The organism is Acinetobacter sp. BZX-2 (genome assembly GCF_055179795.1).
In genome coordinates this window covers 1,937,678-1,962,599 of the sequence record NZ_CM143686.1, presented here as the reverse complement: position 1 = coordinate 1,962,599, position 24,922 = coordinate 1,937,678, and the positions used below count along the sequence as shown (strand labels likewise).

Below are 24,922 nucleotides of genomic sequence, written 5' to 3'. Positions count from 1 at the left end.
ATGGCAAAAACGATTTTGATCACGGGGGCGAGTTCAGGTATTGGTGCAGGCATGGCACGTGAATTTGCTCAAAAAGGTTATAATTTGGCGATTTGCGCACGTCGTTTAGAGCGACTAGAAACGTTAAAGCAAGAACTTGAATCTAAATATGGTGTCAAAGTTCTGACCAAAATCCTTGACGTCACCAATTATGACCAAGTTTTTCAAGTTTTTCGTGAGTTTAAACAAGAATTTGGCACACTTGATCGAATCATTGTCAATGCAGGTGTCGGTGATGGACGTCGTATTGGTAATGGTAAATTTGCGATCAATCGTGCAACGGTAGAAACCAATTTTATTTCCGCTTTAGCGCAATGCGAAGCAGCCGTTGAAATTTTCCGAGAGCAAAAGTTTGGTCATCTCGTGGTGATTTCTTCTATGAGCGCAATTCGTGGTATGCCAAAACATTTAACTGCATATGGCGCAAGCAAAGCAGGTGTTGCGGCTTTAGCTGAAGGAATTCGTGCAGAACTAATTGATACCAAAATAAAAGTTTCAACGATTTTCCCAGGTTATATTCGTACTGAAATTAATGAAGGTGCAAAAAAATTACCATTTGAAGTTGATGTAGAAACAGGCTCACATTTGCTGGTTAAAGCCATTGAAAAAGAACCTGTTAAGGCTTATGTTCCTCAATGGCCGTGGCTACCATTGGGTTTAGCGATGAAAATATTGCCTTTAAAATTGGTGAATAAACTGGGTTAACTTTTATTTAAAATCAAACGTGTAAATATTTTTATTCACGCTGTTTTATTTGCAAATAGATCTTTTTAAATTTGGCTTAAATAGAACAGCGTGAAATAAATGAAGATCAAAACGATTTGAAATTTTAAATCATAAAAATTTGATTATTCAATAGTTTAAAAATTTTAATGTAGTATTTATGACGATGGTTGCACTATGTTTTTGAAAGTATCTACACTGCTGTTAATACCATCCCTTGTTATTCAAGGTTATCGTGTTAAAAAATATACACCACGATTAGAAGAAGCGAGTGGGCAGCGACAGGGTAAAATGGGTAAAGGTAAAGCTTTGTCTGTTTTAATTCTTGGAGATTCGGCAGCAGCTGGTGTGGGTGTTGAACATCAACAAGATGCTTTACTCGGCGCTTTATTAAAACAATTAGAATATGATTTTGAAGTTTATTATCAATTAGAAGCTAAAACAGGTGATACCACTTTACAAGTTTTAGAAAGAACAAAACAGCTGAATCATCAATCTTTTGATGTTGTAGTCACATCTGTTGGGGTAAATGATGTCACCAAGTTGATCTCGCCCAAAAAGTGGATTTTACAACAGCAACAATTTTATGCAGAAATTGAATCTAGATTTTCACCTAAGAAGATTGTGGTGACAGGTGTTCCACCAATGAATTTATTTCCAGCTTTACCCAATCCACTAGGCTGGTTGCTTGGGCAATATTCCAGTGCGATGAATAAGCAACTGAGTCAATTTGTAAATACAAAGTCGCATTATCAATTGATTCAATTTGATTTAGCTCATTTTAAAGCATTAAATTTACAAATGGCTGAAGATGGATTTCATCCAAGTAAAGATATTTATCAGCTATGGGCAAAAGAAATTTCGCAGGTTATTTTCAATAAATTTCAATGAATCATTGCTGTTTTTAATGCGTCATTTTCACAACTAAATTTAATCCAAATGCATTCAGTAATTTCAAAATCGATTGTAAAGTTGGGTTTGAATCAGCTTGCTCCATTTTTTGCAAAGTTTGAGGTGCAATTTTTGTGATTTTCGCCATTTCTGGCAAGGTTAATCGCAATTCTGTACGAAGAAATTTAGCAATTTGATGAATTTCCCACTCAGGATGTAATTCAATCATATTTAGAACTTGCTGTTTTCTTTGAATTTGCTCTATTGGAGTGAGTGTTTTAAAGCGTTTGTCCATATTATAGTTTCTCCAATTGCTGGCAAATGTTTTGAATTCGATACTCGCTATTGTCGATAATTTCTTGATCTATTTTAATTTCTTTTAAAAATTGCAGTAAATTTTGATAAAGAGGTAGTTGCTGTTTTAGCGCATTAATAATTTTTGATTGAGTTATGACGTTTGTAGCAGAAATTTGTTCTATCACAGAAGCCCAAACTGGAAGACCGCCATGATCATCTTTTTCCCATCGTATTGTTCGTGCAATACCATCTGGATGTAGCCACATAGGTGCAAAATCGAAAAGTGGTGTGAGTTGAATTAATCCATCAAAATTGCGTTGAATTGCTGTATTCCGTGTGTGATTGTCTTTGTTCCCCATTGCAACATTGGCAATATCACGTTTTAGATATTCAATAATTTCAATATCAGCATGTGTGCAACTTTTTTGTATCAATGTACAAATTTGATTATGTGACAATTTCACACCGAAACCTGCTTTTTCACTTAAGGACGCTATACTTTCCTGTCCTATTCTGATCACTTCACCATCTATAACTTGCCGATCAAATCGAGGAATAAATAAGGTGCGCCCATGCATTTCTAAATCTGCATAAACTCTTAATCCAAGATATTTTGCGACCTGCATATAAAGTGCTTCTTGTGATAAGATTTTTTCTAATCTTAAGTCTATACCTCGGCTGAATTTAACCAGCCAATGCTTCTTAACTTGATGATCTTGAAGGCTATGATCCAAATAAAATAAGCCATCTTTAGCTTGAGTGAGTAAAAGTTTAGGCCATTCACCTTGCACACCAGAAGAACCGCCTACAAATAGACCGAAAGATGCTAAAGATTCAATAAAATGTTCTTTACGTTCAATAATTTCTTGGAGCGTAAATCCCTTAATTGTATTTGAGTAGTGTTGCACTAACCATTCATGTGCTTCTTTGATTCGCAAATTTCCAATAGGATTACTCGCACCTGCATTTAATAATGCCCAATCTGCCTGCTGCTGCGCATTTTCTGAAAAATTAAGCTGTTTTAATAATTCCTGACGACCAAATCCCTGAGGTAATAAATCAATTAAAAAAGCTGGCCATGTGTCTGATATTGTATTTTGAACATTTACAGGAAAATTGTAACTTATAGCATAAGCATCACGATGGTCCATGTAATCAATAGCATATTCGAATAAGTAAGATGTACGCGTTTTTGCTTCCCAACCCAAAGTTGAAGCATCTAATAATTCAACAATTGCGCAGTCATGCCATTGTTGTTGATGGTAGATTTGTATCGTGCAATATTTATTCATAATTTTATTATAATAGAAAATTGAAAAGAAAACAGTAAGCTAATATTCTATTTTAGTAAAATATTAGCCTGAAAAATTAAACTGTTAAATTGATATTGAAATAAAATGATTTAAGCCCACAATACCCATGATAACCTGAATAATGTCTGCTTATGTCAAGTTCTGAACAAACTATAGAAATCCACCCACTGAAACCATTTTTACCACCAAATGCTAAACTTTTGATGTTAGGAAGCTTTCCACCGCCTAAAGAACGCTGGAAAATGGATTTTTATTATCCAAATTATCAAAATGATATGTGGCGGATTTTTGGCGTGATTTTTTTTAATAACAAGGACTATTTTTTAGATTTACCTAATAAAAACTTTAAAGAACAAATAATTAAAGATTTTCTCACTGATAAGGGGATTGCTATTTTTGACACGGCGTATCAAGTCATACGTCTAAAGGGAAATGCAGCAGATAAATTTTTACAAATAGAAACTACAACAGACATCAAACAACTTTTAGATCAAATGCCGAATTGTCACAATATTATGACCACAGGTGATAAAGCCACAGATACATTGATGTTATCGATGCCTGAAACGGCTGAAAAACCGAAAATAGGGCATTCATCAAAAGCAATATTTGCAGATCGAAATATCACTTTGTATAGAATGCCTTCATCTTCAAGAGCTTATCCACTTGCATTAGATAAGAAAGCAGAAGCTTATCATGACTTATTTAAAGAAATAGGCTTACTATGAGTAAGTTTATTTTAAGTCTCAAAAATAAATATAACATTTACGAAAGTTACGTATCCAGAATGTAAATAATTAGATGTTATTATTTAAGTCTTTAAGCAAACTTCTTTGCCATCGCAACACATGCAACCACAGCAATACTGTCTAGAATCATCGCAGGAGTGATATGTTCACCCAATAGTACAGCAGATAACAGCAACCCTATAAAAGGTTGAACCAGTTGAATTTGCCCAACTTTTGCAATGCCACCGAGTGCTAAACCTTTGTACCAAAAAACAAAACCGATCAGCATACTAAACAATGAAACATAGAGCAGTGCAAGAACAGGGGCAATACTCATATGTGAATAATGTGTTGGAAAATAATACACGCTACCAAACAACATGATCGGTAAAGCTATTACCAAAGCCCAGCAAATCACTTGCCATCCACCTAATTCACTGGATAATTTACCGCCTTCAGCATAGCCCAAACCACAAATGAGGATCGCGGCTAACATATAGAAGTCACCAACTGTCAGGCTTAAGCTTTTATTTTCAAAGAACATGAAAATAATCACTAAACAACTTCCTAAAATCGCAAATAACCAAAACTGCAAAGAAGGCTTTTCTCCGCCACGCCACACTGCAAAAATTGCGGTCGATAAGGGCAATAGACCGACAAAAATAATCGCATGTGAAGATGAGACCGTTTGTAATGCAAGTGCTGTAAATAATGGAAAGCCGATAACCACACCCAATGCGACAATAATAAGTGCTTTAAATTGCTGAAAATTTGGTTTAAGTTGCTTGAACAAAATTAAAAGTAATAAGGCTATTATTCCTGCAATTGCGGCACGTGATGTGGTTAAAAATTCAGGTGTAAACCCGAGTACGCCAATACGGGTTGCAGGTAATGAGCCTGCAAAAATAACCACACCAATCAATCCATTTAACCAACCTTTTGAAGCTTGATCCATTTACAAATACTCATCGTCTTTGAGTAGATTAAAGCAATGAAGGATTCTCTATTTATATATACAATCTAAAACAATTTGTGATAACTGTACTGCTCAATCAACCAGTACAATTTGTATTATTTTTGAAGAGTTATTATGCTTAGCCGATACGCATCTTGAATGATTAAGGAAAATGGCGACAACTAAAATGCATAAAACAAAAATTAATATTGCAATCGATATGATCAAACAACAAATTGCCAATAAAAGCTTAATTGCAGGTTCACGCTTGCCTTCAGTACGTCAATTGGCAATCCAATTAAACTTTTCCGTATCTACAATCGTCGAGGCATATACACGTTTAGTATCTGCAGGTATTTTAGAGTCGCGCATTGGTGCAGGTTATTTTGTCGTTGGACAAGCCACGCAAACTCAAATATTTGAAACAAAAATTCAATATCAAAGAGAAATTGACCCGCTGTGGATTTCAAGACAGTCTTTAGAGGCAAAACCTGATGTTTTAAAACCGGGTTGCGGGTGGCTACCAAGTCACTGGATGCCAGAACAAACCATTCGTAAGGCATTAAAGCAAGTTGCAAAATCTGAAATTAGTTTAATGACTGATTATGCTGTGCCAAATGGCCATTTAGCCCTTAGACAATGGATTGCACGGCGTAAACAAAATTATGATTTAAGCATTGATTTAGAACAAATTTTAATTACAGATTCAGCAACACAATCGATTGATTTGATTTTTAGGCTTTTATTACAAGCGGGTGATGTTATTTTGATTGACGACCCATGCTATTTCAATTTTCAAGCTTTGATTAAAGCACATCATTTAAAAGCAGTCGCAATTCCATTTACACCGCATGGCCCTGATATTGAACAATTTAAACAAGCTTTAAATTTAAAACCTAAAATATATTTAACCAATTCAGGTATTCAAAATCCTACTGGGGTAAGTTTATCCATTCAAACGACTTTTCAAATTGCCAAACTTGCGGAACTGGGAAACCTAATCATTATAGAAGATGAAATTTTTTCAGATTTTGAATATCAACATGCACCACGTTACGCAGCTTTGGCAGGTTTTGATCATGTGATTCAAATGGGCAGTTTTACTAAGACTCTGTCAGCAGCAGTACGTTGTGGTTATATTATTTCCAATCAAGCAAATATTGAAAATTTAATAGACTTACGCATTGCCACAAATTTTAGTCATAGTAATTTAAATGCAGAAATTGTTTATCATGCATTGATGGACAGTAGTTATTTAAAACATATCGATTGGCTTAAAAAACAACTGGTTAAATCAATGAATGAAACGATTCATAAATTGGCAGCCTTAGATATTCATCCGTGGATCATTCCCAAAGCAGGAATATTTCTATGGTGCAGATTACCAAAAGATATTTTAGCCTCTGATTTGTCAAAATATTGCCTTAAACATCAGGTCATTCTTGCACCAGGAAATGCATTTAGCCAGACGGAAGGCGCAGAGCATTTGATGCGTTTTAATGTGGCACAGTGTATCGATAAACGTATCTTCGATGTACTTGAGTCTGCAATTAGAGAAATCCGTGCACTTTAACCTTAAGGATGCATATTAAAATAATTTTTGAAATTCATTATATTTATCAGATTTTTACTTGCTTCTTGAATGTTTTTAAATTCAGCATCTTTGGAATTCATAGTAAATTATTGGTCAGCTCGTACAGAACGCATTGATATTATAAGCAACAGCGATTATAAATAAATATTTACTAAAATAACTTTAGCAAATACGCGGAATAAAAGTTTATTCTTCATATATTAAAACGATTTATTATAAGGATCTAATATGAGTTTTACAGGTGATATCAAAGACTTTCGTCAACCTATGATCACGTCATTAGGCATTATGATGGGGTTTATTCTTAATTTTTTAGCTGGATGGGCAATCGAAGGAACGCCTGAGCATCCAGCTTTAGAAAGTTTGTCTGATTGGGTCATTGTTCTAACACTTCTAATCTCTTTAATTTTCATGTTAATTGTCGTTTACCGACTATTGAGCAATAAAACTTATGATGATGCTCAAGCAATGTATTTCACGACCTTAAAGTTATATATGTTTAGTATTTGCATTGCATTTCTCGGTATTATTTTTGCACTGTTTATATAGTCGTTGATCCTGTTTAGTAAATCGTGATAGTGATTCCACTCAGTGTTGATCAATACCAATAACTGAAACAAATAGTTTGATTTATCGAGTAATAAAGACATGCAAATACAAGAAGTAGCGAGTCCTATAGATTTAAAAGACCCACAAGAAGCATTGCAATGGGCAAATGAAGCCAATATTAAACGACCTTGGCGTTACGACTTTTTTGATCTCTATGTAAATAAAATCAAAAGCTTGCAGAAAGACAATATTCAAGTTTTAGAAATTGGTTCAGGCCCAGGATTTCTTGCTAAGCACTTATTGCAGCATTGTAGTGAAATCAATTATACAGCTGTCGATTTTTCTCAGGCGATGCATGAGCTATCAAAAAGTAAGCTGCTGACTAAAGAGTTAGAAAGGGCTGCATATCGAATTGCGGACTTTAAACAAGAGAATTGGTTCAAAGAGCTTGGGCAATTTGATGTGGTGATTATTCATCAGGCATTACATGAATTACGCCATAAAGCCTATGCATCATTGTTTCATCAGCAAGTTAAAACATTGTTAAAAGAAGATGCCATTTATTTTGTTTGCGATCATGTTTTTGCAGCAGAGGCTATGCAGAATAATCAGCTTTATATGTCAGTTGAAGAACATGTTCAAAGTTTGGAAAATGCAGCTTATCGACAAGTCATATTGATTAAAGATTACAAGGGCTTATGTCTGTTTGAGTGTAAGGTTTGAGACTGACAAAACTGAGTTTTAATTGAACGTCAATTTAAGCTTTTCTTAGTAAAGTCAAATCTAAGCAGGTCAATTGACCAAATATACTTAACAACTAATTTTGTAATGACAAAGTAAGTTTTAGAACATTACAAATTGGTTTTTTATTACATCATCCATTCAATAGGTAAATAAGACACGCTGTGCATCATCAGCCTTTGGAATCGCGTAGTTTCAGGATCTGTTTTATATTCAATGGTTTTACCATCTGGGCGATGATCTAACCATACGATTTCGCCTTGATTATTCAGCTTTAATTCATAGGCAACCGTGTCTAAGGTTCGATCAAGTAAATTAGAAATTTGTTCTTGAAGTGGATCAGATGTCACCACTAGACCGACTTCTGTATTGAGGTTAAATGAACGCGGATCTAAGTTAAATGAACCAATAAAAACTTTGTCATCAATATCAATAAACTTTGCATGTAAGCTTGATTTGTTTTTACCTTTTTTAGGAATCACATTTCCAGTCACAACCTCATACCAAGTACGACGTTTACGTTCAATATAAGGTTTAAACTCATAAAGTTCTGCGCCATTTTTGAGTAGATCTACACGGTATTTTTGATAAAAAGCATGCACTAAAGCAACATCATTGGCGACAAATGAATTGGTAAGAATCCTGACTTTCACATTCTGTTTGGGAAATTGATTGATAAAATCTGTCCCGTTCTTTGTAGGAACAAAATAAGCAGCAATCAAATCCATCTCTTGCTTAGGGTCGCCCATATAGTTACGAATTTGATGATAGATCAATTCATTATCTTGAGCTTGACCCAGCGTTTTATTGGGTGAGTCTGCAAGAAATTCCGCAAAGGCCCAATCAACTTTATTTTGATTTAATTCATTGGCCAGTTCTTTTTGTTCTAAATTTACTTTTGCATCTGTTGGATGATTCGATTGACCTAATTTTACAAAGGTTTGGCGTAAGTCCAATAAATCTTGTTTAGAACCTTTATTTATAAAATTTTCAGCAGGATAGCTCAGTTCAAAGTTCCAAAATTTTTGAAATACGCTGTTGGCATTGTGTACAGCTTTACCTAGAAATAGAATATCCATATCGGTAAACTGAAAAGACTCACTCGCATCAAAATACTCACTGCTAATATTACGGCCACCTGTCACCGCAATCGCACCATCAGCAATGATCAATTTGTTGTGCATACGATGGTTGATACGATTTGCTCGAATAATATAATCAAGCACTCTGAAATTTCTAAACTTATATGGATTATAAAATTTGATTGAAATATTAGGATGTGTAATCAGGGCACTTAATTGTCGATCTATTTTTGTACCATTTTGATCATCAATCAATAATCTCACTTTGACACCACGATCTGCAGCAGTTAATAGTTCCTCTAACATTAAATTACCAATAAAATCATCAGCCCAAATATAGTATTGTAAATCAAGAGTATATTTCGCTTTTCTGATCAAATGTACACGAGACGCAATACTTTGGTAAGCATCGCTCATTGCTAAATAAGCAGTTAATCCCTGAGCTAGTTTTTGTTGAGCATCGGGATCGTTATTGATCCAATGATCAGTATGCACGGCAATTTGTTGTTCTTGTTTAGAATGATTCATAGGCAAACCACATCCTGTCAAAGCGATCGTGAAAGATAAAATCGGTAAAATTCTGAATTTTGTCATCTTTTTGATTAATCTTTGCTGAATATTAAAATCATAGCATTACTATATACTTGAATCATTAAACTTCGCATGCTTACTGTTTGTGCTTTGTTAAATTGAAGATCGCAATAAAAAGTACAATGAAAATAGACAAGTGTAATAATCACATTAAGCGTTACAGGTTAATTTATGATTTTTTGATTGTTCAATCACTCAATTGAATATAAATCTTATTCTATAGTGTGTGCCTTGTTCAGATTGTTTCTGAAAAAATCACTTTTTATAGATTTTTTGAAAATAATTCATTCCATATAAAACTGTATGAGTTTTATAAATTTAATATAAAAGTAACACTTTTTTTGATATGTTTAATATTTAAAATGATCAAAGTATCTTTATGAAAAATATTACAATTTTAGCTGTCATTGCAGTTTCAGTATCAGCGTGTTCATCTATCCAAACCACAGATTCAAAGCAAGCCAAACTTGGCTTAGCCAATCCAGTAAGTCAATACTGTGTAGATCAAGGCGGAAAATTAGAAATTGTGAAAGAAGCCAATGGTGAAGTGGGTTATTGTCATCTGGCAAATGGTAAAAAAGTAGAGGAGTGGGCTTTATTTCGTCAAAGCCAAGCACAATGTGTTGCTGAAGAAGCAACGAAATTGATAGGTCAAACTGGTTTGACTGATGAGCAAATTAAACAAAGCACTAAAGCACAAGTCATTCGCCGAGTTGCGCCAAATCAGCCCGTAACCATGGATTATCGTGTAGACCGAGTCACAGTGACCATAGAGCCTGTTACGAAAATAATCACACAGGCCAATTGTGGATAAAACGTATATTTATTATGTATTTAGACATTAACCAATACACATAAAAAAAAGAAACCCAAGCGAACTTTGGTTTCTTAAAACATCAATGTTTAAAACTTGATTGTTGAATTAAGAGGTTGCTTTAATCACTTCCGCAACTGAATCTGCAACATAATCAATATTTTTTAAATTTAAGCCAGCAGCACACATACGACCGCTACGCACTAAGTAAATCGCATATTTGTCTTTTAAAATATCCACTTGCTCAGCAGTTAAGCCTGTATAACTAAACATACCTTGCTGTGCTGTTAGATAATCAAAATTACGCTCAGGCAAAGCCGCTGTTAATTTTGCTTTTAAAAGTTCACGCATTTGAATAATACGTTCGCGCATTTCTTTTAATTCAGCATGCCATGTTTCAGTCAAAGTAGCGTCATTTAAAACATTATCTACAACTAAAGCACCTGTAGTTGGTGGGCTAGAGTAAATACGACGAACCGTAGCTTTTAATTGTCCTAAAACTTTTTGTGCAGTCGCTTGGTCATCACAAATAAAGCTTAAACCACCGACACGCTCACCATAAAGCGAGAAAATTTTAGAGAATGAATTGCTGACAATAAAATTCATACCTGATTTGTCAAAGGCACGAATTGCATAAGCATCTTCTTCCAAACCTTGACCAAAGCCTTGATAAGCAATGTCTAAGAATGGAATCAAATCACCAGCTTTCAATACTTCAATCACACGATCCCATTCGGCAGGTGTTAAATCTGCACCAGTCGGGTTATGACAACATGGGTGAAGTAAAACAATACCTTTTGCTGGGATTTGTTTTAAATCTTCCAGCATACCTTCGATATCAACACCATTGGTTGTTGCATCGAAATAACGATAGAAATGCGAATTAATTCCAGCGCCATTAAAAATTGCAATATGGTTTTCCCAAGTCGGTTGGCTCACCCAAACGTCTGATTCAGGAAAATATTTTTTAAGGAAGTCTGCACCTACTTTTAATGCACCAGAACCACCTAATGTTTGAATTGTTACCGCACGGCCATCTTTACGCGCTTGACTGTCCGTACCTAAAACAAGCTTTTGGGTTGCTTCGTTATAAGACTTTAAACCATCCATAGGTAAATAAAGCTTTACCTTGTCATTGCTTGGTTCAATATTTTTTAAAGCCGTTTTAACCGCTTTCAATTGAGGAACAATGGTGTCCTCATTGTAATAAAGACCAATACTTAAATTTACTTTATGTGTCCGTTCATCTTTGCCAAATGCTTCCATGAGGGAAAGAATCGGATCACCTGCATAAGGATCTACATGTTGAAACATGGTTGAAAGTCCTAAATCAAACGAAGATATTCATGGCTGATCATATATGTAATTCGAAGGGTGACTCAACAGCAGATTCACGATTATTTTGAATAATTTATTCGACTTTAGCTTATATTCGTCTGAAAAGTTGAATTTGATCGTCCTAATCAGTTTTTTGAGCATCATTTTCATCTATTCACTACAAAGCGCTTAAATATTATAGATAGAGTATTGAATCCTCATTCTCACAATAAATTTGTAGATAAATCATTAAAAACATTGTTGATAGGTATATTTCTTGCCATCATATTCATATTGGAAAGGCTTTTTGGACGGTTTTAAATGTTACTCAATTATCAATATGACCAAGTCACAACTGCTACAGATGCTTCTCCGACATTGGTTTTGATTCATGGATTATTTGGTAGTTTAAGTAATTTAGGCATGGTAGCCCGTGTATTTCAAGGAAAATTCAATATTTTACAGATAGATGTAAGAAATCATGGTCATTCTGCACATTCTGAAGAAATGAATTATCTGCTTATGGCCAACGACGTTCTAGAAACCCTTGATCATTTAAAAATTCAGCAATTTATTGTGATTGGGCATTCTATGGGTGGTAAAATTGCGATGAAACTTGCGGATTTAGCTCAAGATCGCCTAGAAAAAGTTGTTATTTTAGATATGACACCATTTGCATATAAACAAAATCACCATGATCAAATTTTTAAAGCATTGCTCGCGGTGGAAGATGCTCAAGTTGAGTTACGTAAAGATGCAACAGAGATTATGCGTCAATACTTAAATGAAGAAATGGTGATTCAATTCCTATTAAAATCATGGAATAAGGGCAAGTGGTTGTTCAATGTACGTACCTTGTATAAGGACTATCCAGATATATTAGGTTGGGAGCAGCAACATGCAAATGCCGTTCCTATATTATTCATTAGAGGTGGAAATTCTCCATATCTTGCAAAACCAGAACATTTTGAAGCGATTGAGCAGCAATTTAGTAACCATCAGATTCAGGTTGTTGAAAATGCAGGGCATTGGTTACATGCGGAAAAACCTACGGAAGTGAATCAGCTTATTGCGGATTTTATAGAGGCTTAGTGTTTTAGTAGGCACAACAAAGATTAAACATGACAGCCTAAATAAAAATTGTAAAAGTGAAATTAATTATTGCTTGAAATAAAGTAATTTACTTGAAAAAGCCCTAGGATAAGGGCTTTTGTTTTTTGAGTTTTTATTAATTGTATCATATTAATTTTTATCAACTATTTTAATTTTTCTTATCGAAATTAGAACTCAAATAGATAATGTTTTTAGGCTCAACTAAAGAGACATTTTTCTTTTCATCTATTACAGCACAAAGGGCAGAACCACATAAAATACGGTATTGTTTTAGGTTGTTTTCATTACCAGTAATTTTTACTAAAGGTAATTTTTTAATATTAGCAAGAATATCCATACCATTTTTTTTACCTTTTTCTTGTGTGTCAAGAATAGATGTGAATAATATGATCGAAAGAACTATGATTAGAGATACAAAGATAGTAAAAGTTGTATAGGTTTTCTCCAGTTCATCAGTTTGGCTTGAATTATGAGGTTTAACTTGATGTTTTAATCGAAATCTGATTTTTCGCCTTAAGAAATCAACAATCTTTTGATCTAGCTCAAGTGATGCATAAAGATATCTCAAAACATAAAGAACTGTGCCAATTAGAAAAATAATTATTAAAGGATTTAATGCTTTTAAAAATCCCCAATAGATTTTGTCTTGAACGCTAAAATTTAAGACTATAGGATCAACATAAAATTGCTGTGTCCAACGAAAAATTAAACTTCATTTTCTTTCCTTTAAAAATTTCATAAATAATTTTAAAACCAAAACATTAAAGGATAACAACCTATAATTTTCAAAAATATTTTTTGTAGACTGTTGAAATACAAAAGCAAACAACTTAATGCAAACCAATACAACTATAAATTATGCTAACATATTGAAAATACAAGCGAATATAACGATATGCAATCTATACCGATCCAATACAGACTAAGCGGATTTTACTTTTGGTACTATACAATCGTTGGGACGTTTTTGCCTTATTGGAGCTTATACCTTCAAGACCAAGGATTTAACTATAAAGAAATAGGTTTACTTTCATCTATCGCTATCTTAACCCGTATTTTTGCACCCTTTATATGGGGCTTTATTGCAGATAAAACGGGCAAACGAATGCTATTGGTTCGTGCAGCCACATGGATGGAAGCTACGATTTGGTTTTTAATTTTTATTATTCCCAATAATATGCAATCAGTTGCATTACTGATGTTCATTTTTAGCTTTTTCCAAAATGCCATACTTGCTCAATTTGAAGGCGTAACTTTGTTTTGGCTAGGTGATAAACATACTGAATATTATGGGAAAATTAGAAAATGGGGATCCATCGGGTTTATTTTCGGTGTATTTAGTATCGGTGCGATTCTAGAGATTATTGACATCCATTATTTACCAATGATGTTATTATGCATTGCATTTACTGCATTCATTTGGTCATTTTCAATTAAAGAACCCAGTACTGCACCTAACGCCCAAAAAGCGCTCGAATCCTTATTGCCAATATTAAAAAGACCTGTGGTTGCCGCATTCTTTTGCATTGAATTTATTATGCTTTTTGCACAGGCACCATTCTATAGCTTTTATAGCAACTATCTAAAAACATCAGGTTTTAGTACCTCTGAGATCGGCTTTTTATGGTCAGTTGGTGTTATTGCAGAAATTATTATGTTTAATTACGCCAATTTCTTTCTGTCTCGTTTTTCGTGGCGAGATCTCATCGCTATTTGCTTAATAATGACCTGCATTCGATTTTTATTGGCCGGTTTTTTCCCTGAAAGTTTCTTTATTCAGTTTATTTCACAAAGCCTACATGCATTTAGTTTTGGTTTATTTCATATTCTTGCCATGCGAATTATCTTGCAGAATTTTACAGCAAAACAACAGGGTAGAGGCCAAGCTTTATACAGTACCATGTGGGGCTTAGGAGTGGCTTCAGGAAGTATTTTAGCTGGACAATATTGGGAAATATTATCAGGAACAACCATTTTTATTTGTGCAGGTTTGTCAGCATTAATAGGCTTATTTATGGTGAATTTCTTACCAAAAACTATTCATACAATACATTGATATAATTAAAGTATTGTATGAATAAGAGTATGTCTAAAATATCAATTTATGTTGATTTGGTCATGCTTAAAATCACTGCATATGTGATATTCAGTGGTTTTATTTTTGTAAATGGATGATTAGCAAAGAACGTGAAAAATAGCATGTACACAAAATGGCTTAACTAACCATAAAATATTCCAGCTAAAACCATTTGATGATTCAAACACAGATTTTTAAATTAAAAGGCTCAGGCAATTTCTACAAATTCAACAAGAAAACATTTCCGTTAATTCAAAGTCTTAATTATACCAATTTCGTATAATGTATATTATGTTAAATAATATACCCAAGGCTGTAGCCTACACAACGCTGTTGTTGCTACAGATTGCAATGTCTACCTAATTATTAGAATTTGACTAATTTATATCTAGAAAAAAGTTAACTAGAAAATAAGCTGTAATTTTCTATGTTAATTACGTTTAAATTCCAACCCTCTCATTTTTCAACTAGCTCAGGTTATAATGATGGCCTCCCAAAATATAGTTGATCTATTATGAACGCCTCCAATGACCCTCTACACGGTAAAAAACTTGCTGACATTTTGGATGAATTATTGGATTACTACGGTGGCTTTGAAGGCTTAAGTCGTAAAATTGAAATTAGATGTTTTTGCATAGATCCAAGTGTTAAGTCATCATTACGATTCTTACGTACCACACCATGGGCACGTGAAAAAGTAGAAAGCTTATATTTGTATGTCTTACGCCAAAAAGCCAAACAGAAATCGTAGCGATCAAAACCCGGCCTCAGCATAATATTTTATACCAAATACTAACTACACTTATTGAATAACCATCGATTTTGTAGACACCTGTTAGTTAGTGGTGGACTGCCACCACTCTCCTAGAAAAATTTAGTCTATTCTTAAGATCTTTTTAGTAGGAAAATATGTATTCATAGCTAGGGTTCATGAACAAAATACTTTATAAGCTATCACTTTAGTGCGCTAAGTAATTAAATTTATTGTTTATTAAACATAAATTTAATTGTGAACTAGATTCTAGCTGAACATAAGCACCCTATGCTACCTAAGTCTGTCTATGTGATGGTTTAGTTTTATAAATAATAATTTGATTCATAAACACATCAATGTACTTTCATGTTTACTTCAGTTAAATAAGCTTTTTTCGAGGTCTTATTCCATAAACAAAGCTCTTGCCCAGTTTTGTTTTTCATGTGTGCTTGTGGATATTTTCCTTGAATCATGAGTGCAGAATATCCAACACGATCATTAAACAACATGACATTGCTCACTGTTTTAGCATTCTTAAGTTGACTGGTTTTTATACAAGCCGCTTTTATTTCCTGATCATGTTTGTTCCATGCCTGCTCGGAACTTCCAAAAGTTACGCTGGTCACAGCAGAACCTGCCACCAAACCTAGAATGGTAAGATATTTTAAAAATATACTATATTTCAATGTCATGATGATTGTCCTGTAAATTCGAGTGTCTGAATTTATATTGAAACAATCTCATAAGAGAATCTAGCCATTTACACATGTTGTAACAGCACTTATTCAGGATTACACATATCTCTGTAAGTTATTAATAACTATATATTATATAAGTTGATGTGAATCCGCACTCTTATTCTTTTTACTAGTCGATGCTCTGCGTTTAAATCATTGATGAGAATAATTATAAAACGAAATTGATCTTTACTATAATCGCTAGGTTTTGACCTTGAAACTAAACAACACCATAAAGATTCATTTACCACTATGAACCTTTATGGTGTATTTACTGCTTAATTATAATGATAACGACACATAGCAATAAAAATTGAATCTGATGTTACTTTATAAACGATACGATTTTCCTTATCAATGCGCCTAGACCAATATCCAGATAAGTCATGTTTAAGAGGTTCAGGCTTACCAATACCATCAAATGGTGATCGTTTAATATCTTTAATCAACACATTAATTCTTTTAAGTGTTTGTTTGTCTGTAGATTGCCAGTATAAATAATCATCCCAAGCTTCATCTGTCCAACTTAAAATCATTCTTCAATTAGCTCATGGCTTATTGTTTTACCTGCTTCAATCTGAGCAATTGAGTCACGCAATCTTTTCGCATTCGCTGGGCTTTTAAGTAGATGAGCTGTTTCTTCATAGGCATTGAAATCATCTAAGCTAATTAACACAGCCGTTTGGTTGTTTTGTCTAGTGACAAGTACTGGAGAGTGATCATCTATAACACCATCGAGTACATTTGCTAAGTTCTTCCGTAGATCAGAATATGTAACAACTTTCACTTATACACCTTACTTAAGTACAAATAGTTGTACCTATTTTAGTACAATATTATGATTTTTTCAATCTGATGGATGGCTACATTTTATGTATGTTTAACACATGCTTGATGAGCTACTGCCCTGTCACATTCAAACTACTTTCCCGCTACCTAGCCTGTACCTCAGCTAAACGACTTAGGTGATTTACCAGATCTAGTGTTTTCGCGAGTTGCTGTTGGTGACAATCAACTTGAGTTCCAGTTGTACTGTAGCCACACAAAAATGATTGATGATAAGCAGTAAATTGTTCATGAGGTCGTAGCATGTGTCCTATGTCATACAACGGCGACATCGATGCTGCAAACTCCCAATCAATAATGGCAAGCACTTTCTTCGTATGTAAATCAACTAAAATATTCTCTGGCCCAAAGTCCATATGAGACAAATGACTGTGCTCTGTGAGTCGTTGAAGATCATGACATCGATCCTTTATTAATGTCTTAAGTTGCTTAACACGCTCTCGTCCAATCCTTTGATTAATCAAAGGATTTAACAAACAAGAAAAAACGTAAAGCTCGAATGATTCAATTGGATTATCAATAGGCTGATCAATTGATAAATCACCAGTAAAGAATCCATTGTACTTGAACTGACATTGATGGATCTTTGCTAGTAATTCGCCTGCTTGGAAAAATAAACGATTTAGCGTGCTTTCATCTGCTCGTTTAATCACATTTGCTAAGGTATTCCCTTCAATATATTCAATCAGCGCAAACCATTTGTCCAAGCTTTGATCAAACTCATAGCCGTAATATTTGGCTGTACAAATCGATTTGCAAATAAGCAAGTTAGCTATAGAGGCTTCTTTAGCTACGCTGATATTGGCATTCTCACCTTCATAAACTCTCAGAACCAATTTGCATCGATTAGATAAAGTCAGCAAAAAATTGCTATTTCTCAATCCACCGCTCATCAGTTTTAAGACAATTACTTGGTTAGCATCGTCAACTTGTATTACTTTAAGGCAGCGATTCGCATCAGCTAAACTGACTATGCTTGGTTCATATTTACGTTCAGTCACAACGATCAACTTCCTTGTTCATGTTTTATGAATGATTTGTGAATGATCGAAAATTTTCCTAATAAATAGTAAAATTCCACATCGAACATTACCATCATCACGATCAAATCTATTCATATAATATTTTGTTAATCATCATTTTTTGTTTGTTTCATCTGTTTTATAACCAATTGTTGAACTTCAAAAGCTGTAAGGATTCACTAGGCTGTGGTTCGTGGCAAATTTACTATTTTTAATATTTACCAGAAACATTTGAATAGCGAATTGGCATTACAAAAAATAGTCTGTATCACTTTGAATTTTAGGTGAAATATGCTGTTCGACCCATGTTAACCATGCCCTTGTTTTAGCATCTATAAAATGACGCGATGGTAATAAGGTATAAACACCAATATCAGGCGATCTCCAATCCGCTAAGACACGGCGTAATCGCCCAGTACGTACAGCATCAATCACAGCAAAGGTTGGAAGTAACGCGATGCCCATGTCTTGTTGCACCATGTCCAGTAATAGTTCTGGTGTGTCTGCAATCAATTGTCCTGTTATATCAATTTGATTCGAACAACTATTTTCACTTACAAGATGCCATTGCGGTGTAATCGATGGGTTCACCAATCTTAAACATGCGTGTTTTTGTAGGTCATCTAATGACTTCGGTTCGCCATATTTTTCTAAATAAGCTGGTGATGCGCAAAGTAATGAAAATATTGTCCCAATTCGGCGAGCAACAAATCTTGAATCAGCCAAAGATTCTGTGAGGTATAAACTTACATCAATTCCTTTACCTAAAAGGTCTGGTACATTTTGCGAAGTACGGTATTCAACTGTAAGCTCAGGATAGGCTTGACAGAACTCAGCCATCATCGGAGATACATAATGATGGCCAAAACTGGCCATGCTCAAAACGCGTAGCCTTCCCTGCGGTTTGCTTGCCATTCCCATTGCCTGAGCTTCAGCTTCTTCTACCATCGCAAGTACTTGACGGCACTGTTCTGCATAAGCCGCACCAATATCGGTCAATGCATGCTGTCTGGTCGATCGTTGTAGTAATTTTGTTCCTAAACGCCCTTCTAACTCACTAATGAGGCGAGACACTTGCGCTGTTGTCAGTTCCATCTGTTCTGCTGCAGCCGTAAAACTTCCACTATCTATGACTTTTAGGAAAGCATGCATTGCATGGAGTAAGCCACCCTCAAGATTTTTGCGCATAACGTAAATATCTTTTTCTAAATTACGCATTGTTGCACCAGTCTGGATCAACCACAATGACATTAATGTACATACTTTAAACAGTTTCATGGTCTTAAATTGAACTGGTCAATCTTCTTCTCAGTATGTGATTTACTCCAAATATTCAACCGGATGTTGAAAAAAGAAAGTAGCTCGATCTACAAAATTCTAAGGAGACATAAATGAATATAGCGACAAAATTTACTCCAAATAAAATTCCAACCAAGGATATATCACTTGAAGATAAATATTTAAGTGATGACGGTACTGCTTACATGACAGGTATTCAGGCATTGGTACGTTTACCACTTGCGCAAACACGTCGGGATACATTAAACGGTTATCATACTGCTGGTTTTATTTCTGGTTATCGTGGTTCTCCTGTCGGAAATTATGATAATTTTCTCTGGCAAGTTGAAGGCATACTCAAAGACCATCATGTGGTTTTTCAACCTGGCGTAAATGAAGATCTCGCTGCTACAGCAATTTGGGGTACCCAACAAGCCAATCTTGCAGGTCAAGGTAAATATGATGGTGTGACTGCTTGGTGGTACGGCAAAGGCCCAGGTGTAGATCGCTCAGGAGATGCTCTGCGTCATGCCAATCTTGCAGGAACATCCGAACGAGGTGGTGTGGTTGCCTTCTTTGGTGATGACCATTCTTGTAAATCTTCGAGTATTCCGCACCAATCAGAACATGTCATGATCGCTTGTGGTATTCCAATTTTTTACCCGTCTTCAATACAACAAATTCTAGATTTAGGTGCGCATGCGGTCGCCATGTCACGCTTTGCGGGTGTATGGACGTCGATGAAGTTAGTCAGTGAAATCGTCGAAACTTCAGCCTCTGTTTATGTAGATTTAAATCGAGTTACTCCTGTTTTACCCAAAAATGTTCAAATGCCAGAAGATGGTGTTAACATTCGTTGGCCTGATCACGGCATTCAACAAGAACAACGTCTTTATCAATATCGCTTACCCGCTGTATTGGCCTACGCACATGAAAATCAACTGAATCAGGTGACATGGCATTGTCCTGATGCACGTATAGGTATTGCCGCAAGTGGTAAAGGTTATTTAGATACGATTGAAGCCTTACGTATTCTCGGAATTGAAGGTGAAACAGCCCAACAGCTCGGATTGAGAGTGTATCAAGTGGCTTTAATTTGGCCCTTAGAACCACAAGGTCTGCGTGAATTTGCCGAAGGATTAGAAGAACTGATCGTTGTAGAAGAAAAACGCCCGATTCTTGAAGCACAAATTAAAGATGAACTCTATGCGCTTCCAGATGGCAAACGCCCTCGTATCATCGGTAAAGCGAGTGATGGAAAAGGTGAATGGAGTACGTCTATAGATGAAGCGCCTTTGATTGGTCACTACGAGTTCCAGCCTGAACCGATTGCAAAAATGTTGGCCACCCGATTCTTAAAATTAGATCTTCCAGAAAGCTTAAAAACGCAAATTCAAAATAGAGTTGAGCTATTACAAAAAGCAGAGCATGAGTCACGGCGTGTTCTGGATATTGCAGAACGTAAACCTTTCTTTTGTAGCGGCTGCCCTCACAACTCGTCAACTAAGTTACCCGAAGGTAGCCGAGCATTAGGTGGGATCGGTTGTCATTTTATTGCCGTGTTACAGAATCATGAAACAGAAACATTCACACAAATGGGTGGTGAAGGCGTAAGTTGGGCTGGTGCTTCTCATTTCACCAATGAAAAGCATATTTTTGCCAATTTAGGCGATGGAACCTATTTCCATTCAGGTTATCTCGCAATACGCCAAGCAATTGCTGCAAAACTCAACATGACCTACAAAATTCTCTATAACGATGCTGTTGCAATGACAGGTGGGCAACATGTCGATGGTCATCTGAGCGTGGCACAGTTAACACGACAATTGGATGCTGAAGGGATCACAAAACAAGTCATTGTCACAGATGAACCTGAACTCATCCATTCAGAAGAAGGTATTGCTGCTCACGTCGAGATTTACCATAGAAATGAGCTGGATGATGTCCAACGCAAATTACGTGAGATTTCTGGGGTTACGGCGTTAATTTATGTGCAAACCTGTGCCAGTGAAAAACGTCGTCGTCGTAAACGCAATGCTTATCCTGATATTGCAGAACGCGTTTTTATCAATAGTGAAATTTGTGAAGGTTGCGGTGACTGTTCTAAACAATCGAACTGTTTATCGATCGAACCCGTTGAAACAGCATTAGGAACCAAACGTCAAATCAATCAAAGCAGTTGTAACAAAGACTTCTCTTGTGTCGAAGGTTTCTGTCCAAGTTTTGTCACAGTCCATACCCGCGACATGAAACGCCCAGAAGTATTTAAGGGTATAGAAGCTGGCTGGCCTGAAAAACCCATCCTTCCAGAACTAAATCAACAACCCATCCGTATCTTGGTCGGCGGTGTTGGCGGTACAGGTGTTGTTACAGCGGGCGCTTTATTGGGAATGGCTGCTCATTTGGAAGGTAAAGCTGCACGTATCATGGACATGGCTGGATTGGCTCAAAAAGGAGGTACGGTTTATTCCTACATACAACTTGCTACAGAAGATGAGCAAATCTCAGCAACCAAAATCCCTGCGGGTCAATGTGATCTTTTAATCGGCGCAGATGCCATTGTCGCAGGCAGTAATGCAGCACTTTCTCGTTTAAAAGCGGATGCTGTTGTCATTGTTAATGAAGATGCTTCCCCTACTTCTGATTTCCTTGAGTCTCGTGATTGGTATGCACCAATTACAGATTTAATCAATCGACTTCGTGGTCGCACTACGCAAGGAAAACTCACATCTTTACCTGTAACACGTATTGCCACACAAGTTTTGGGTGATGCAATCTTTGCAAATCAGATTTTACTTGGCATGGCTTGGCAAGCAGGTCAGATTCCGTTGAAGCGTGAAAGTATTGAGAAAGCAATTCACCTGAATTGTACGGCTACTGAAAAAAACCTTGAAGCTTTCCGCATCGGTTGTCATCTCATGAGTGACCCTGACTTAGCCAAACGCATTATTGCAACCATACCAACAACACGTAAACCAACCACGTTGGCTGAATTAGTGGATGATCGTTCTACTCGTTTGGTTGAGTATTGGAATCAAGATTATGCAACTCAGTATCGAGTACTTGTGGAGCAAGCTGCCAAAGTATTGCCCGAAGAATTAGCGGGAACCATTGCGACACAGCTATATAGAGTCATGGCATATAAAGATGAATACGAAGTTGCGCGCTTACTCACAGGGAAAAGTTTTAACCAATCAATCGAAGCTCAGTTCGGTCAAGGATTACGTTTAACCTATCACTTAGCTCCTCCTGCGTTGGGTGCTCATGGCAGCATACGCAAACGTGCTTTCGGATATTGGATGCGTATTCCGATGATGATTCTTGCTCGACTACAATGGCTTAGAGAAACTTTCCTTGATCCATTTGCTTTACAGCAAGAACGTCAAAAAGAACAGGCGTGGCGTGATCGTTATATCGCATTTGTCAAAGCCATCAGTTCTGCACCTGAAAGTTATGATTTATCAGTTGCTGAGCAAATCGCTCAATTACCAGCAGATGTACGCGGTTTTGGTCATGTCAAAATGCAAGCGATGGGCGTAGCGATACAACGTTGGGATGAGCTTTCATTGAGTCTTCATAGAGAAAGTTGAGATGAGGGAGATTTATCATATAAATCCTCTCCCCAGCCCTCTCCTTTTAAAGGAGAGGGAACTTCCATTGTAAATAAATGCTTACCACAACTCGACTTACGCAAGAAGCCTAATCATTCTCCCTTTCTTTGAGGCTAAGCGTATAATATTAGCCATGCTTTAATACTTACATCTGCTATGAAAAATTCGTTTTCTAACACCCCTCAAATTGAAGTTGTTTCCTCTTTCTCTGAACTTGTAAATTCCAAATTTCAAGGAGAAATGAATGCACTTTGCTGGCATAGAAATTTGATTGGTGATTTTAAAGAAGTTGTAGCTAAACTTGAGTTAAAAGAGAATATTACAGAAGTTTCTATTGAAGACCTTTTAGCATTACAACTTTCAGAACAAGGAAATTTAGCAAGGGAAATTATCTTAAACGATATACAGCTTTTAACTGATTATGGTGCATCTCCAACGCTTAATTTACTAAAATGTTATGAGCGTGATGACGAGCTAGATTTTATTTCAACAGATGTATATTCGTTTCATATTGATCGTTCACCCATCGAAACAGATACTTTCTTATGTACCTACCATGGTGCTGCAAGTGATATCGTGGCCAATGATCAGGTAGAGCAAAAGATTTTGATTCCCGAGATCAGGGAAAAACTCAAAGAATTACATGATGGCGCAGAAGCTGAATTTGAAAATTTCCTAGAAGAATATTTTTTTGATTTACATTATCAGCCTAAACCGAATGCAAAACCTGTCAATTTAGGCTTAAGCCATCTTTGGCGTTTGGCGGTTGATCATCCTACGCAAAAGGTCTTGCCTTGTGTGCATAGAGCACCTGTTGAAAAGGTTGGTGAGTATAGGTTGCTACTGATTTGTTAATGACTTAATTAGATATTTACGATACAGAATAAAATAAATCGCGATAAAATTTTGATATCACATCTGTCTATTTATTAAATGGTTTAACGATCTAAGTAGCCACGGTCAAAAATATAAAAACCCATTAAATATGTAATGAGTTTTTATCATAGAAATTAACCGAATCTATTTTAAAGCAGTCCCTTAAAAAGGAAAAAACATCCTACGCTAAGCAACAATACAGCAAAGCATTTTTTTAACATGTAGGGTGACAATGAATGCGCCACTTTAGCACCAAACTTCGCGGTAAAAAAACTCATAGAGCTGATGCCAATAAAAGCATAAATATGCACATAGCCAATACTGTTTGAAATCGAAACTTGGTCTTGTACACCAAAAAACATAAAGCCCAATGCACCAGCGATTGCGATCGGTAAACCACATGCTGCTGATGTTCCAACCGCTTTTTGCATGACCATACCATGATGATTCAGATAAGGTACGGTTAAACTCCCTCCACCAATTCCAAATATTGCAGAAGCCACCCCGATTCCTGTACCTGCAAATACTTGCTTCGTTGTAGATGGAAGTGCTTTATTGTGATCTATGTGTTTTTTTGCACCAGTAAACATCTGATATGCAACCCAAATCACAAAAAAGCCAATAATCAGTTGTAAATTCGCGCCTGAAAGTAAACCCGCAATTCCTGCACCGAAAAACGCGCCAATGACTAATCCTGGTGTCAGGTTTTTAAATACAGACCAAATCACCGCACCATTTTTATGGTGAGCCATAAGTGAACTAATAGAAGTCACAATGATCGTGGCTAAAGACGTTCCTAAAGCCATATGCATGATCACGTCAGATGAATACCCCATTTGTGTAAAGACTACATATAAAAGTGGCACAATGATCAGGCCACCACCAACGCCAAACAACCCAGCAGTAAAGCCAGCTAATGCGCCTATTGCTAAAAAAATGATTAATTCCACGATATATTTACTTAATAATCTAAT

24 protein-coding genes are annotated in these 24,922 nt (G+C 35.8%); 12 read left to right on the top strand and 12 right to left on the bottom strand.

Annotated features, from left to right (window positions below):
- Together ACY45D_RS09245 and ACY45D_RS09240 are read left to right on the top strand one after the other, a co-directional pair.
- Entirely contained in the window at window positions 1–744 is a 744-nt protein-coding gene (locus ACY45D_RS09245; protein ID WP_463106476.1) for an SDR family oxidoreductase, read from the top strand.
- 195 nt (window positions 745–939) lie between these two features.
- A complete protein-coding gene (locus ACY45D_RS09240; RefSeq protein WP_463106475.1) occupies window positions 940–1,653 on the top strand; it encodes an SGNH/GDSL hydrolase family protein in 714 nt (237 codons plus the stop codon).
- 13 nt (window positions 1,654–1,666) lie between these two features.
- Here ACY45D_RS09240 and ACY45D_RS09235 read toward each other — a convergent pair whose 3' ends face one another.
- On the bottom strand, window positions 1,667–1,948 hold the full coding sequence (locus ACY45D_RS09235) for a helix-turn-helix domain-containing protein (protein ID WP_463106474.1): 282 nt from the start codon (window positions 1,946–1,948) through the stop codon (window positions 1,667–1,669).
- A gap of 1 nt (window position 1,949) precedes the next feature.
- Window positions 1,950–3,242: a type II toxin-antitoxin system HipA family toxin gene (locus ACY45D_RS09230; protein WP_463106473.1), complete on the bottom strand. Its 1,293-nt coding sequence runs from the start codon at window positions 3,240–3,242 to the stop codon at window positions 1,950–1,952.
- A gap of 152 nt (window positions 3,243–3,394) precedes the next feature.
- On the opposite strand from ACY45D_RS09230, the gene ACY45D_RS09225 reads away from it, so the two are divergent.
- Window positions 3,395–3,991 (top strand): uracil-DNA glycosylase family protein, encoded by a 597-nt coding sequence (locus tag ACY45D_RS09225; RefSeq protein WP_463106472.1) that lies wholly within the window; start codon window positions 3,395–3,397, stop codon window positions 3,989–3,991.
- A 91-nt stretch (window positions 3,992–4,082) separates the two neighbouring features.
- Here the strand turns inward: ACY45D_RS09225 and ACY45D_RS09220 are convergent, their stop codons facing one another.
- Window positions 4,083–4,946: a DMT family transporter gene (locus ACY45D_RS09220; protein ID WP_463106471.1), complete on the bottom strand. Its 864-nt coding sequence runs from the start codon at window positions 4,944–4,946 to the stop codon at window positions 4,083–4,085.
- 187 nt (window positions 4,947–5,133) lie between these two features.
- Between ACY45D_RS09220 and ACY45D_RS09215 the strand changes: the two genes are divergently transcribed.
- From ACY45D_RS09215 to ACY45D_RS09205, 3 genes are all read left to right on the top strand, one after another.
- Window positions 5,134–6,519 (top strand): aminotransferase-like domain-containing protein, encoded by a 1,386-nt coding sequence (locus tag ACY45D_RS09215; protein ID WP_463109469.1) that lies wholly within the window; start codon window positions 5,134–5,136, stop codon window positions 6,517–6,519.
- Between the two features lie 249 nt (window positions 6,520–6,768).
- The gene (locus ACY45D_RS09210) at window positions 6,769–7,089 is read left to right on the top strand and encodes a hypothetical protein (protein WP_463106470.1); all 321 of its coding nucleotides are present in this window, start codon (window positions 6,769–6,771) and stop codon (window positions 7,087–7,089) included.
- A 99-nt stretch (window positions 7,090–7,188) separates the two neighbouring features.
- Window positions 7,189–7,812, top strand: coding sequence for a class I SAM-dependent methyltransferase (locus ACY45D_RS09205; protein WP_463106469.1), 624 nt, complete (start codon window positions 7,189–7,191; stop codon window positions 7,810–7,812).
- A gap of 146 nt (window positions 7,813–7,958) precedes the next feature.
- Here the strand turns inward: ACY45D_RS09205 and ACY45D_RS09200 are convergent, their stop codons facing one another.
- Window positions 7,959–9,440: a phospholipase D family protein gene (locus ACY45D_RS09200; protein WP_463106468.1), complete on the bottom strand. Its 1,482-nt coding sequence runs from the start codon at window positions 9,438–9,440 to the stop codon at window positions 7,959–7,961.
- Between the two features lie 442 nt (window positions 9,441–9,882).
- Here ACY45D_RS09200 and ACY45D_RS09195 point away from each other — a divergent pair, with 442 nt between their 5' ends.
- Window positions 9,883–10,317: a putative hemolysin gene (locus ACY45D_RS09195; protein ID WP_463106467.1), complete on the top strand. Its 435-nt coding sequence runs from the start codon at window positions 9,883–9,885 to the stop codon at window positions 10,315–10,317.
- A 108-nt stretch (window positions 10,318–10,425) separates the two neighbouring features.
- On the opposite strand, the gene ACY45D_RS09190 is transcribed toward ACY45D_RS09195, so the two are convergent.
- Window positions 10,426–11,631 carry an amino acid aminotransferase gene (locus ACY45D_RS09190; protein WP_463106466.1) on the bottom strand — a complete coding sequence of 402 codons (1,206 nt, stop codon included), beginning with the start codon at window positions 11,629–11,631 and terminating at the stop codon, window positions 10,426–10,428.
- Window positions 11,632–11,955: 324 nt separating this feature from the next.
- Here ACY45D_RS09190 and ACY45D_RS09185 point away from each other — a divergent pair, with 324 nt between their 5' ends.
- Window positions 11,956–12,726: an alpha/beta fold hydrolase gene (locus tag ACY45D_RS09185; RefSeq protein ID WP_463106465.1), complete on the top strand. Its 771-nt coding sequence runs from the start codon at window positions 11,956–11,958 to the stop codon at window positions 12,724–12,726.
- A gap of 169 nt (window positions 12,727–12,895) precedes the next feature.
- Here ACY45D_RS09185 and ACY45D_RS09180 read toward each other — a convergent pair whose 3' ends face one another.
- Window positions 12,896–13,084 carry a hypothetical protein gene (locus tag ACY45D_RS09180; protein ID WP_463106464.1) on the bottom strand — a complete coding sequence of 63 codons (189 nt, stop codon included), beginning with the start codon at window positions 13,082–13,084 and terminating at the stop codon, window positions 12,896–12,898.
- Between the two features lie 558 nt (window positions 13,085–13,642).
- On the opposite strand from ACY45D_RS09180, the gene ACY45D_RS09175 reads away from it, so the two are divergent.
- The gene (locus ACY45D_RS09175) at window positions 13,643–14,803 is read left to right on the top strand and encodes an MFS transporter (protein WP_463106463.1); all 1,161 of its coding nucleotides are present in this window, start codon (window positions 13,643–13,645) and stop codon (window positions 14,801–14,803) included.
- A 535-nt stretch (window positions 14,804–15,338) separates the two neighbouring features.
- Entirely contained in the window at window positions 15,339–15,575 is a 237-nt protein-coding gene (locus tag ACY45D_RS09170; RefSeq protein ID WP_003651786.1) for a VF530 family protein, read from the top strand.
- Between the two features lie 356 nt (window positions 15,576–15,931).
- Here the strand turns inward: ACY45D_RS09170 and ACY45D_RS09165 are convergent, their stop codons facing one another.
- From ACY45D_RS09165 to ACY45D_RS09145, 5 genes are all read right to left on the bottom strand, one after another.
- Entirely contained in the window at window positions 15,932–16,270 is a 339-nt protein-coding gene (locus ACY45D_RS09165) for a hypothetical protein (RefSeq protein WP_463106462.1), read from the bottom strand.
- A 323-nt stretch (window positions 16,271–16,593) separates the two neighbouring features.
- Window positions 16,594–16,851: a Txe/YoeB family addiction module toxin gene (locus ACY45D_RS09160; RefSeq protein WP_089604345.1), complete on the bottom strand. Its 258-nt coding sequence runs from the start codon at window positions 16,849–16,851 to the stop codon at window positions 16,594–16,596.
- A complete protein-coding gene (locus ACY45D_RS09155; protein ID WP_089604346.1) occupies window positions 16,848–17,102 on the bottom strand; it encodes a type II toxin-antitoxin system Phd/YefM family antitoxin in 255 nt (84 codons plus the stop codon). Before ACY45D_RS09155 ends, ACY45D_RS09160 begins: the two co-directional genes overlap by 4 nt.
- Window positions 17,103–17,247: 145 nt before the next feature.
- Window positions 17,248–18,162: an aminoglycoside phosphotransferase family protein gene (locus ACY45D_RS09150; protein WP_463106461.1), complete on the bottom strand. Its 915-nt coding sequence runs from the start codon at window positions 18,160–18,162 to the stop codon at window positions 17,248–17,250.
- A 270-nt stretch (window positions 18,163–18,432) separates the two neighbouring features.
- Window positions 18,433–19,371, bottom strand: a complete 939-nt coding sequence (locus tag ACY45D_RS09145; protein WP_463109468.1) for a LysR substrate-binding domain-containing protein — start codon at window positions 19,369–19,371, stop codon at window positions 18,433–18,435.
- Between the two features lie 203 nt (window positions 19,372–19,574).
- On the opposite strand from ACY45D_RS09145, the gene ACY45D_RS09140 reads away from it, so the two are divergent.
- Window positions 19,575–23,051 (top strand): indolepyruvate ferredoxin oxidoreductase family protein, encoded by a 3,477-nt coding sequence (locus ACY45D_RS09140; protein WP_463106460.1) that lies wholly within the window; start codon window positions 19,575–19,577, stop codon window positions 23,049–23,051.
- Between the two features lie 177 nt (window positions 23,052–23,228).
- Entirely contained in the window at window positions 23,229–23,927 is a 699-nt protein-coding gene (locus ACY45D_RS09135; protein ID WP_463106459.1) for a DUF1826 domain-containing protein, read from the top strand.
- A gap of 170 nt (window positions 23,928–24,097) precedes the next feature.
- On the opposite strand, the gene ACY45D_RS09130 is transcribed toward ACY45D_RS09135, so the two are convergent.
- Window positions 24,098–24,898, bottom strand: a complete 801-nt coding sequence (locus tag ACY45D_RS09130; protein WP_463106458.1) for a sulfite exporter TauE/SafE family protein — start codon at window positions 24,896–24,898, stop codon at window positions 24,098–24,100.
- Between the last annotated feature and the right edge of the window lie 24 nt (window positions 24,899–24,922).